This is a genomic window from Chryseobacterium sp. CBSDS_008, from assembly GCF_049959325.1.
GTDB lineage: Bacteria > Bacteroidota > Bacteroidia > Flavobacteriales > Weeksellaceae > Chryseobacterium.
Map to the genome: position 1 here is coordinate 3759922 of NZ_CP188202.1, position 11744 is coordinate 3771665.

The 11744-nt window shown below is 37.1% G+C and carries 12 protein-coding genes; 11 read left to right on the plus strand and 1 reads right to left on the minus strand.

Features of this window, described 5'->3' with window-relative positions; all coding sequences use genetic code 11:
• Window positions 1-270: 270 nt before the first annotated feature.
• From ACP3T3_RS17045 to ACP3T3_RS17095, 11 genes are all read left to right on the plus strand, one after another.
• Window positions 271-1185: a dimethylarginine dimethylaminohydrolase family protein gene (locus ACP3T3_RS17045; protein ID WP_426476978.1), complete on the plus strand. Its 915-nt coding sequence runs from the start codon at window positions 271-273 to the stop codon at window positions 1183-1185.
• A 107-nt stretch (window positions 1186-1292) separates the two neighbouring features.
• Window positions 1293-1700, plus strand: coding sequence for a four helix bundle protein (locus ACP3T3_RS17050; RefSeq protein ID WP_426476979.1), 408 nt, complete (start codon window positions 1293-1295; stop codon window positions 1698-1700).
• A 55-nt stretch (window positions 1701-1755) separates the two neighbouring features.
• On the plus strand, window positions 1756-2679 hold the full coding sequence (gene ctlX, locus ACP3T3_RS17055; protein WP_426476980.1) for a citrulline utilization hydrolase CtlX: 924 nt from the start codon (window positions 1756-1758) through the stop codon (window positions 2677-2679).
• A gap of 20 nt (window positions 2680-2699) precedes the next feature.
• The gene (locus tag ACP3T3_RS17060; RefSeq protein WP_426476981.1) at window positions 2700-3059 is read left to right on the plus strand and encodes an S-adenosylmethionine decarboxylase family protein; all 360 of its coding nucleotides are present in this window, start codon (window positions 2700-2702) and stop codon (window positions 3057-3059) included.
• 2 nt (window positions 3060-3061) lie between these two features.
• Window positions 3062-4519: a DUF4178 domain-containing protein gene (locus tag ACP3T3_RS17065; protein WP_426476982.1), complete on the plus strand. Its 1458-nt coding sequence runs from the start codon at window positions 3062-3064 to the stop codon at window positions 4517-4519.
• Entirely contained in the window at window positions 4516-4710 is a 195-nt protein-coding gene (locus tag ACP3T3_RS17070; RefSeq protein ID WP_426476983.1) for a hypothetical protein, read from the plus strand. The genes ACP3T3_RS17065 and ACP3T3_RS17070 overlap by 4 nt, the downstream gene beginning before the upstream one ends.
• 12 nt (window positions 4711-4722) lie before the next feature.
• Window positions 4723-4938, plus strand: a complete 216-nt coding sequence (locus ACP3T3_RS17075; protein WP_062673653.1) for a DUF350 domain-containing protein — start codon at window positions 4723-4725, stop codon at window positions 4936-4938.
• Window positions 4931-6445, plus strand: a complete 1515-nt coding sequence (locus ACP3T3_RS17080; RefSeq protein WP_426476984.1) for a polyamine aminopropyltransferase — start codon at window positions 4931-4933, stop codon at window positions 6443-6445. Before ACP3T3_RS17075 ends, ACP3T3_RS17080 begins: the two co-directional genes overlap by 8 nt.
• Before the next feature lie 37 nt (window positions 6446-6482).
• Window positions 6483-8012 (plus strand): NAD(P)-binding protein, encoded by a 1530-nt coding sequence (locus tag ACP3T3_RS17085; RefSeq protein WP_426476985.1) that lies wholly within the window; start codon window positions 6483-6485, stop codon window positions 8010-8012.
• 4 nt (window positions 8013-8016) lie between these two features.
• Complete coding sequence (locus ACP3T3_RS17090; RefSeq protein ID WP_426476986.1) at window positions 8017-9042, plus strand: hypothetical protein; 1026 nt, start codon at window positions 8017-8019, stop codon at window positions 9040-9042.
• 27 nt (window positions 9043-9069) lie between these two features.
• Entirely contained in the window at window positions 9070-10824 is a 1755-nt protein-coding gene (locus ACP3T3_RS17095; protein WP_426476987.1) for a discoidin domain-containing protein, read from the plus strand.
• A 45-nt stretch (window positions 10825-10869) separates the two neighbouring features.
• Here ACP3T3_RS17095 and ACP3T3_RS17100 read toward each other — a convergent pair whose 3' ends face one another.
• Window positions 10870-11730: an alpha/beta hydrolase fold domain-containing protein gene (locus ACP3T3_RS17100; RefSeq protein WP_426476988.1), complete on the minus strand. Its 861-nt coding sequence runs from the start codon at window positions 11728-11730 to the stop codon at window positions 10870-10872.
• Between the last annotated feature and the right edge of the window lie 14 nt (window positions 11731-11744).

An 11744-nucleotide genomic window follows, 5' to 3' on the forward strand; every position in this document is an offset into this window, starting at 1 on the left:
ATAGTTACGTTTTATGGGTTATAATTTCGCGAAAATTATATCACTAATATAGGAAATTAAATAATATGATTATCTGTTTTTTTGTTCTTATGTAGATGGAAAATAGTAAGTTGTAGATGTTTTTGGGGCTATTCACTGGAGTTAGCCAAACAGACAAGGAAATTTTGTTGAAGAGTACTGATTTTAGAAATCAAATTTAATGCATAAAATAATCCAAAAGTTTTATAGGTAGAGACCTTTACTTATATTTGTAGTATTGCATAAATCTTTATGAGACTAAATATTAAAAACGAAACGGGTAGGCTGAAGTCAGTAGTTCTAGGCCAGCCTAATTCATTGGGGCCTGTTCCCACACTGGAGGAAAGTTATGACGCAAAGTCATATTACTCAATCGAACACAACATTTATCCTAAGGAAGAGGATATTATTAATGAAATGAACGCTTTTGAAGCAGTTTTAAAAAAGTATGACGTTGAAGTGCTGCGCCCAAGTATCATCAAAGATTACAATCAGGTTTTTTCAAGAGATGTAGCCTTTGTGATCGATGATAAGATGATCATTTCCAATGTAATTGCTGACAGAGCAGACGAGCAGGAAGCATACAAAAGCGTTTTTGAAAAAGTAGCATGGAGAAAAATTATCAATCTTCCGGAAACAGCACATATTGAAGGAGGTGATGTAATCGTATGGAATGATTTTCTTTTTATCGGAACCTGCTTCAGTGAAGATTACAGAAACTATAAGACTGCAAGAACGAACGAATATGCCATAGAAATCTTAAAAGAATATTTTCCGAAGAAAAGAATCATTGACCTGGAACTGAAGAAAAACGATAAAGTTCCGTTTGAAGGTATTCTGCATCTGGATTGTACATTTAATCCCGTTGGAGAAGACAAATGTATCATTTATAAAAAAGGATTCGTGGATGAAAGCGACTACCGTTTAATCATTGATATTTTCGGAGAAGAAAACTGTTTCCATATCAATGATGAAGAAATGTTTGAAATGTTTCCGAATATTTTTTCCATTGCTCCTGATGTAGTAGTTTCAGACAAAGCATTTACCAGGATGAATGACCATTTGAGAAACGAGTGGGGAATGACAGTTGAAGAAATTCCTTACAGAGAAATCTCTAAAATGGGCGGTTTGTTGCGATGTTCTACAATGCCGCTTGTGAGAGAATAGCGGAGTGGGAGAGTTTTAGGGTTTGAGAGTGAAGGCGTCTTTAGGGTCTGAGAGTTAGAGTGTTGGTGTGTTTGAATGTTTTTTTAATTTTAAATAAATAGTAGTGTATGTCAACGATTAAAATTCATCAGGACTTAAAGGTTTTTCAAAAATCATTTGAAACAGCACAGTTGATTTATGAACTCTCAAAATCTTTTCCAAAAGAAGAACTTTATTCACTTACAGACCAGATAAGGAGATCATCAAGATCTGTAACGGCAAATATTAGTGAGGCTTGGGGAAAAAGAAAATATGAAAAATCCTTCATAGCTAAGCTTACAGATTCGGAGGGAGAAGCAAGAGAAACCCAAACATGGCTTCAGTTTGCTTTTGCCTGCAATTATATGAATGAAGAGCAATATGAAAATTTGCCCAAACAATATAACCAAATAATAGGGATGCTAGTTAATATGATGAGTCAGTCGGAAAAGTGGTGCTCATTCTCTCCGGTTAATAAAGAAGAGGATAATTTGTAAATCGTTGTTCAAACTCTCAAACTCTCATATACTAACACCCTCAAACTTATAAAAAATGCAGACAACAGATACAGTATTAATGATAGAGCCGATTGCATTCGGTTACAACGCTGAAACAGCAGAAAACAATTATTTTCAGGTAGAACAGACGGGATCTGATATCCAGTCAAAAGCTTTGGCTGAGTTCAATACCTTTGTGGGAAAGCTGAGAGAAAAAGGAATCAATGTAATTACCATAAAAGATACATTGGATCCTCACACCCCGGATTCTATTTTCCCGAATAACTGGGTAAGTTTCCATAAAGACGGGAAAGTGGTTTTATACCCAATGTTCGCATCCAACAGACGAGTGGAAAGAAGAGAAGATATTATTGAAAGCATCCAGGATCAGGGATTCGAAGTTGCTGAAATTGATGACTGGTCATTTTCAGAAACCCAGGGACATTTTCTGGAAGGAACGGGAAGTATGATTTTCGATCACGATAATAAGATTGCTTACGGTTCTGTTTCTTTGAGACTGGATGAAAAACTGTTCAGAGAATTCTGTACAAAATTCGGATTCACTCCGGTTGTTTTCCATTCATTCCAGACGGTAGGGACAGAAAGGCTTCCTATCTATCACACCAATGTCATGATGTGTGTGGCAGATCAATTCGTAGTAATCTGCCTTGACTGTATTGATGATGAGCTGGAAAGAGAAAAAGTAATAGAAACCATTAAAGGCTCAGGAAAAGAAATCATTGAAATTTCAGAAGAACAAATGCAGCAGTTTGCAGGAAATATGCTTCAGGTTCAGAATAAAGACGGTGAGAAATTCCTGGTGATGAGCCAGACCGCTTATCAGTCTCTAACTTCAGAACAGGTTGCAGCGATTGAAAAATACTGCGAAATCATTTATTCAGACCTGAATACCATTGAAGTAAATGGAGGCGGAAGTGCAAGATGTATGCTTGCTGAAGTTTTTCTTCCAAAAAAATAATATATTTACGAAAAAATTAATTGAACCCATTATCAAGTAAAGGTTTACATATTCTTCTGACTTTGGAAACGGAGTCAGAAGATTTGTTATTAGACAGCAAAGGTTTTCTGGCGTTTGCAGAAGAAATTCTGAAAACCAAAGAGGTAGAGATTGTTGGAGTTACCAATCATATTTTTGAAAACGATAGTTTTACTTCCGCAGTGATCCTGAAAGAGTCTCACCTTTGTATCCACACGTGGCCGGAATTTAAACAGCTTACTTTTGATGTTTTCCTTTGTAATTATACCCAGGATAACACCGAGAAAGTAGAGAAGATTGCAGATGAAGTGGTTCAGTATTTTAAAGCTAATACCATTCAGAAACACAAAATTTACAGATAAAAATGCACTATGTCTGCCCAGCATGCGAATCCGAAAATACATTAGATCTTACTTTTCCTATTGAGGAATATGTTTGTAAAACCTGCTCTCATCTTATTGATGTAGCCGGAAATAAGAATATCAAACATTTGAAGGTGCCGACCGAAAACGTTGTGTTGGATGTCGGACAGAAAGGAAAAATTGAAGGTGTAGAATATACCGTTGTTTCTATTATTGTCAAAAAATACGGAACAGGCATTTTCTGGCGGGAATATTCTTTAAAAGACAGCAAAGGAAATGATGCTTTCCTGAGTGAAAGCGATGGCCATTGGGTTTTTATAACCTCAATGCACCCTGATGATTTTAAAGGTAAAAATTCGAAATTACCAACCTATCTTGGACGAACCTATCGCTGGTATGAAAATACACCATGCAGTATAGATGCGGCAGCAGGATTTTTTGATGAACATTTGGATTTCAGTATTGCTACTTATAAAGAATATGTCAACGGAACCCGTATGATCTCTCAGGAGAAGACCAGTAAAAAAAGCCAGTATTTCTATGGAGTTCACATTTCAAGATATGAGGTTAAAAAAGCATTTAAAATACAAAACCTTCCGTATTATACAGGAATAGGGATCGTTCAGCCGTATTATTTCGATATCAGGCAGGCTGTGAACATCTTTTGTGTGGCTGCATTAATGATTTGTCTGCTTCAGCTGTATGTCTATACCTCAAGAACCAATGAAACTGTTTTTGCGGAAACCATCAATTTTGCTGATGTAAAAGATAAAGAGCTGGTGAGTAAAAGTTTCACGCTTTCCGGAGGCTCAGCCCCATTAAAGGTGAGTGCATTTTCAGGTGTTGATAATTCGTGGGCGAATGTTCAGCTAAGTCTTGTGAATGAAAATACCAACGAAGTTGTCTATACTTCAAAAGATATCGAACAATACCATGGCTATGAAGATGGGGAAAGCTGGTCAGAAGGAAGTCAGTCTGAAGATTTTAATCTTTGCGGGGTAAGTTCCGGTCAGTATCACTTCCTTATTTCCGCCGAAAAAGAAGGCGGAATACTTTCATTTTCCGGTCTTACATCTCCTGATTCAAGAGTGATGATATCAAGGGATAAATCAGGAACTATAGAGGTTACAGACATATTCAAGGTTCAGACGCAAACTTTTGCAGATGAAAAAATGCTGGAAAAAGATACTTCACAGGTAATCAGACTTGCTAAAACGTCTTTCGGAACTCAAAAGCTGGATTCCCTGATTAATGCTGAAGCACCTAAACTTACTACAGATCCCATTTCAAGCAATACCTATGTAGAGCTCAAGGCAACCTGGCTTCCTGTTTCATTCTGGAACTTCGGATTTATTTTATTCATAATGATTGCACTCTTTGTCGCGATGTGGATAGGAAGACATTTCTTTAATGTGAATAAATGGAAGAATAGTTCAAACACCCCATACGCCACATCATGATAACTAATATTTTACATTACATAAGACAAAACTGGATACTCTGTTTAATCGGAGGATTTTTCCTGACCTGGTTCGTATACCTTACCTATCAGGGAAATCAGGTCTGCGACTGTGCCAAAACGGAAACATACCGCGACGGAACTACCAGAAGCCATTCCAGAGTAGGATTCTACAGATACTATCACAAATAAAAATATAAAACTATGGACAACATCAATTTCTTACCCATATTAAACTCGGTTCTTTACTCATTCTTGGGAATCGCAATTCTTCTCGTGTGCTATTTCGTTATTGAAAAGCTTACACCGGAGAAAACATGGCATGAGATCGCTCAGAACAAAAATATAGCATTGGCTATTGTTTTCGGGGCATTTATCATCGGAATTTCAATGATTATAAGCGCGGCAATTCATGGATAAGAAGAGGATTCCTCTTGAGCTGCTTTTATTGTTTTCAGTATTCGTCATTGCTACATGTGGATTGATTTATGAGCTGGTGGCCGGAGCCCTGGCGAGCTATCTTTTAGGAGACTCTGTAAAGCAGTTTTCTTTCATTATCGGGGTATATCTCTTTTCAATGGGAGTAGGTTCCTATTTTGCGAAATTCATCAAAGGGAATCTTATTGATAAATTCATCGAGATCGAAATCCTTGTAGGAATCGTAGGGGGAATCAGCTCTGTAGTGCTGTTTATTTTGTTTAATACACTCGCACACTTTGAAAGTGTTCTCTATCTTTTTGTCTTTTTCACAGGCTGCCTCGTCGGAGTGGAAATACCGCTTCTGATGAACATTCTGAAAGACAGAGTACAGTTTAAAGACTTAGTCTCAAATGTCTTTGCATTCGATTATATCGGGGCTTTACTGGCTTCGATTCTCTTTCCGTTGGTTTTGATTCCAAAGCTGGGAATTGTAAAAACGCCTTTATTTTTTGGGTTAATTAATATCTCTATTGCGATATTTCTATGCTATTACCTGACAAAAGAATTATCAAAGCCTTTATCACTAAAAGTAAAATCTATAGCAGCATTTGCATTTCTGTTAGGACTTTTCTTATTCTCAGATACGATTTTATCGTACTCTGAAGAAAAACTATACGGTGAAAATGTAGTCTATACCAAAAGCTCACCCTATCAAAGAATCGTTTTAACGAGAAATACTCATGAGTTTCGTTTATATCTGAATAACAATTTACAGTTTTCATCCACCGATGAATACCGCTATCACGAAGCATTGGTACATCCTGCGATGTCTATGGCAAAAAATATTGATAACATTCTGATTCTCGGAGGTGGTGATGGTTTTGCCGCCAGAGAAGTCTTGAAATACAAAGATGTTAAAAAAGTAACATTGGTAGATCTTGATGGAGAAATGACCCGGTTTTTCAAGACCAACGAAACCATGCGCAGGTTGAATCAAAGCTCTTTTTCCAATCCGAAAGTAGAAGTCATCAATAAAGACGCCTACATTTGGGTAAAAGACAGCAAAAAGAAGTTTGATGTCATCATCATAGACTTTCCGGATCCGTCCAATTACAGCTTAGGAAAATTATATTCTCTGCAGTTTTATAAAGAACTGGAGAAGCTGACAACGCTTGATACCAAAATTGTGGTTCAGACAACCTCTCCGTATTTCGCCCCGAAATCTTTCTGGTGCATCGAAAAAACGATCAATCAGATTTTTCCTTTTACGGCAGCCTATCACACCTATGTTCCGTCTTTTGGAGAATGGGGCTTTTCTATGGCTTCATTTGAACCTGTCAACAACAGAATCTACAGAAAGCTATCTGGCTTAAAATATTATGATTACAACTTTTCACAAATGTCTTATTTTAATAAGGATATGAAAGTGAAAGACGTAGAAGTTAACCGTCTGGATAACCAGATATTAGTCCGTTATTTCGATGAAGAGTGGGGGAAAGTACAGTAGAAAGGATTTTCTTAAAACTATATTTTTAGGTAGCCTTATGCTTCCCTTTTTGCAGTATTGCGGAAAGAAAGTAAAATCATTGCTGCTGAAGATCACCGGAACAAACCATGTTCTCGGCCATAAGCTATGGGCAAAAGATTTTCCACAGTTCTCAGAAGTTATCCACACAAAATATCTTATCGTGGGTGGTGGAATTTCCGGACTTTCTGCATGCCGGTTTTTCAGCCAGCATCATGAGCAGGATTATCTTCTCCTTGAAATGGAAAACCACTTGGGAGGAAACTCTTCCAATGGGCAGAATTCATTTTCAAAATTCCCTTTAGGAGCTCATTATTTACCTTTACCTAATAAGGAAAACGTAGAAATAATAGATTTCCTTAAAGAGTGTAAAATCTGCCTGGGAACCGAAGAAAATGGAGAACCTGTTCTTGATGAATACCAAATGACTTTTCCACAGCAGGAAAGACTGTTTTATAAAAATTCCTGGCAAAACGATATTGTGCCTCAAAGAGGTATTTCGGCGGAGACTCAGCAAGAGTTTAACCGCTTTTTTAAGTTGATGGATGAGCTTCGTGTAAAGAAAGATCCGCAGGGAAAATATTGGTTTGCCATTCCGGTGCATGATTCAAGCAGGGAAGATGAGGTTGTAAAGCTTGAAAAAATCATTTTTAAAGACTGGCTCAGGGAAAATAACTATCATTCCGAAGAACTTTTCTGGCTGCTGGATTATTCCTGTAGAGACGATTTCGGATTGGGAATAGACTATGTTTCCGCATGGGCAGGAATTCATTATTTTGCCGGAAGAAAAAACAACTGGAGCACAAAATATAAAGATCAGGTTTTCACATGGCCGGAAGGAAATGCAAGACTGGCAAAACATTTATCAAAATATACAGAAGGAAAACAGATCTCAGGAAATCTGGTTTTTGATGTAAAAATCAATGAGAAGGTTGAGGTATTGAGTTTTGATAATACCCAAAAGAAAACCAAAAAGATCATTGCTGATAAAGTGCTGTTTGCAACCCCACAGTTTGTGAATGAAAGAATTTTTAATCAAAAAAGAGCATCATCATTTCATTATGTACCCTGGCTTTTAACAACGATTACGCTGAAAAATGAATTTGGAGGAGATGAAGAACTCGCCTGGGATAATATGATCTATGGATCTTCCGGATTGGGATATATCTTTGACCAGCATCAGAATCTGAACCAGATTATCGGTGAGAAAGTGATTACCCACTACAAGAGTTTTTCAACAGCAGACTGCAGAAAAGCAAGGAAAAAGCTTTACGCAATGAAAGAAGCCGAACTTAAAACTTTAGTTTTGGATGATCTTAAGAAAGCCCACCCTTTAATAGAAGATTTTATTCTGGAAATGCAGTTTCACAAAATAGGGCACGCCATGATTGCTCCGGTTCCCAATCAGATCTTTGGAGAGGAAACAGGAACAGCGAAAAAGCCTGTAGAAGGTAAAGTTTTCTTTGCCCATTCTGATCTTTCAGGAATATCTATTTTTGAAGAAGCTTTTTATCAGGGAATCCGGACTGCAGGACAAATGATACAATAATATAATGAAACAGCCGTGGATACATAATGCAAAAACAGACTGGTGGTTTATTTTATCACCACCTTTCCTTGTATTGCTTGTTATTTTCCTTTTTCAGAAACAAATCCAGGCGCTGGAAAATCATTATTCCTTTTACACTTGGCTTTTCCTGATTGTTTTTGTGGATGTAGCCCATGTTTATTCTACCTTGTTTAAAACCTATTTTGTAAAAGGAGAAATACAAAAAAATAAACTGCTGTATCTCGGAATTCCTGCGATAAGCTGGGTTTTGGGAATCATTCTGTTTCAATTCGGAAGTCTGACATTCTGGTCGGTACTGGCTTTGGTTGCCGTTTTCCATTTTATACGCCAGCAATACGGTTTTATGAGGATTTATGCGCGCTTTGAACCCAATAACTGGAGTAAAAAAATAGATGAGGTTGCCGTTTATTCTGCAACAATTTATCCCATGTTATACTGGTTTAAAACACCTCGTGCCTTTACCTGGTTCGTTAACAATGAATTTGACTGGCTTCAAAATCTTCCGGATTACGTTCCTTTAATTACCATAATCTATTTTACAATTCTGATCATTTGGATTATTAAAACTGTTTTTGAAACTTTTAAAACAAAAAGAATTAATATTCCTAAAACAGCACTGATCACCGGAACTTTCCTTTCATGGTATTTTGGGATTATATATTTCAACAATGATCTTCTTTTTACTTTTCTGAATGTAGTTTCCCATGGAATTCCTTATATCGCTTTGATTTATATCCGGGAAATACAGCAAAAGGAAAATAGTAAGTTGAATGGAATGCAGGTTTTTAAATCTTTTTCCGGAATATTTCTATTTATCGGTGTCATTTTATTGTTCGCCTTTCTGGAAGAATTTTTATGGGAAACTCTGGTGTGGAATGAGCATTTTTCCCTGAATGTAATGATCTCAGAAAATCTGTTTCAGTTTCTGGTTCCTTTATTGGTTGTTCCGCAGCTTACTCATTATCTTCTGGACGGCTTTATTTGGAGAAAACCAAAAAAAGTTAGTTAACTTTGCCATAATCTTTAAAATCTAAAAATGAGACAATATTTTCTGTCACTGGCAATTTTTCTCGGAATGATTGTAGGGGCTCAACAGAAAACTTTCTGTAATCCCATTAATATTGATTATGGTTATACGCCTTTCGAAGTTTTTTCAAAACAGGGAAAACACCGTGCTACGGCAGATCCGGTGATTGTTAATTTTAAGAATAAACTGTTTCTTTTTTCTACCAATCAGGAAGGATACTGGTACAGTGATGATATGCTGGACTGGAAGTTTGTGAAAAGAAAATTTTTAAAAGATAATAAATATACTCATGATCTTAATGCTCCGGCTGTCTGGGCAATGAAAGATACATTGTACGTCTATGGCTCTACCTGGGAACAGGATTTTCCGATCTGGAAAAGTACAAACCCAACGAAAGACGACTGGAAAATTGCAGTAGATACTTTAAAAGTAGGAGCTTGGGATCCGGCATTCCATTATGATGAAGATAAAAATAAATTATATCTGTACTGGGGTTCCAGTAACGAATGGCCATTGCTGGGAACAGAGGTGAAAGTGAAAAACCTTCAGTCTGAAGGTTTCGTAAAGCCTATTATTAAATTAAAACCCGAAGACCACGGATGGGAACGTTTCGGGGAATACAATGATAATGTTTTTCTTCAGCCTTTTGTGGAAGGAGCTTGGATGACAAAACACAACGGAAAATATTATATGCAGTATGGCGCTCCGGCAACAGAATTCAGCGGGTATTCCGATGGAGTATATGTAAGCAAAAATCCTTTAGAAGGCTTCGAATACCAACAGCACAATCCATTTTCTTATAAACCGGGAGGTTTTGCCAGAGGAGCAGGCCACGGCGCTACATTTGAAGACAATTATAAAAACTGGTGGCATATTTCCACCATTTTTATCTCTACCAAAAATAATTTTGAAAGAAGACTCGGAATCTGGCCTGCTGGCTTTGATAAAGATGATGTGATGTATTGTAACACGGCTTATGGAGATTACCCAACCTATCTTCCGCAGTATGCGCAGGGGAAAGATTTTACAAAAGGTCTTTTTGCCGGATGGATGCTGTTGAATTATAATAAACCGGTTCAGGTTTCATCTACTTTGGGAGGTTATCAGCCGAACTATGCTGTAGATGAAGATATCAAAACATATTGGAGTGCCAAAACCGGAAATTCCGGAGAATGGTTCCAGACGGATTTAGGGGAAGTTTCTACCATCAATGCCATTCAGATCAATTATGCGGATCAGGATGCTGAGTTTATGGGAAAAACCCTGGGAAAAATGCATCAGTATAAAATCTACGGTTCTAATGATGGAAAGAAATGGAATGTGATTGTGGATAAAAGCAAAAACACGAAAGACGTTCCTCACGACTATGTTGAGCTTGAACAGCCGGCAAAAGCCCGTTTCCTTAAAATGGAAAATCTGAAAATGCCTACCGGAAAATTTGCATTAAGCGGTTTCAGAGTGTTTGGAAAAGGAGCAGGAAATAAGCCTGCAAAGGTGGAAGGTTTTGTGCCTTTAAGAGCTGATCCGAAAAAATATGGGGAGAGAAGAAGTATCTGGATGAAATGGCAGCAGAATCCTGATGCGGACGGCTATGTAATCTATTTCGGAAAGACTCCTGATAAATTGTACGGCAGCATTATGGTCTACGGAAAGAATGAGTATTTCTTTACAGGAGCAGACAGAACAGATGCCTACTATTTCCAGATTGAAGCTTTCAATGCGAATGGGGTTTCTGAAAGAACAGCCGTTGCAAAATCTGAATAGATTGAAATAAAATAAATAAATAACACGTTTTAAAATCGGAACGTGTTATTTTTTGACTGTTTTCTTAAGAAACGTTTCAATTTTATTGATGAGAAATTCATCATGAGGATGTTTATCCCAATCCAGATGCCCACCATTGAATTGATAATACTCATGGAGAATATGATTTTTATTCAATGCAGAATCTAATATTTTCTCTTGTGAAGACGGAATAACACGATCTGAATTTCCATAATAAGATAAAGTAGGAGGGGAGTTTTTATCTATCCATTTGACAGGGCTTGCGAAATCTATTCTGGATGTTCCCGGTTTCGGTATGCGAGGGTCTACAAGCCTTCTTTCAACAAAAGAATATTCCTGATAATTTCTAAAACAAGAGTCTGAAAGGTCGGCCGGACCAACAATATTAATCACGGCTTTTACTTTTTTATCCATATCAAACTGGTAGGCATATAACATAGACAAATGTCCGCCGGCGCTGTTTCCTAATAAAATCAGGCTTGGGTTGTAACCCAGTTTCTTTTTTAGCATTGCAGTCACTTTTTTAATATCATCCGTTTGATTCGGAAGTCCAAATTGAGTTGCCGAAGCCAGTCTGTAGTTCATATTAACAAAAATATGATCATGAAATTTCTGCATCATAGAAAGGGTGAAGAAAGTGAGTTGTGACTTATTTCCACCACGCCAGCCTCCACCATGAATTATGATAAAAACATCCTTTTTCTCAGCTGATTCTGTGTTGGAGATATAGAGATCCATTACCTGTTCAGGGCTGTTTCCATAATGAATATTTTCTTCTTTATCAAATTTGATATCTTTGCCCAGCTTTATCTTTTTTTCTGTACAGCTTATCCACAGAAAGAGCAGGCTGAGGAAAATCAAAATAATTTTTACATCTTTTTTCATAGTGATTAAATATA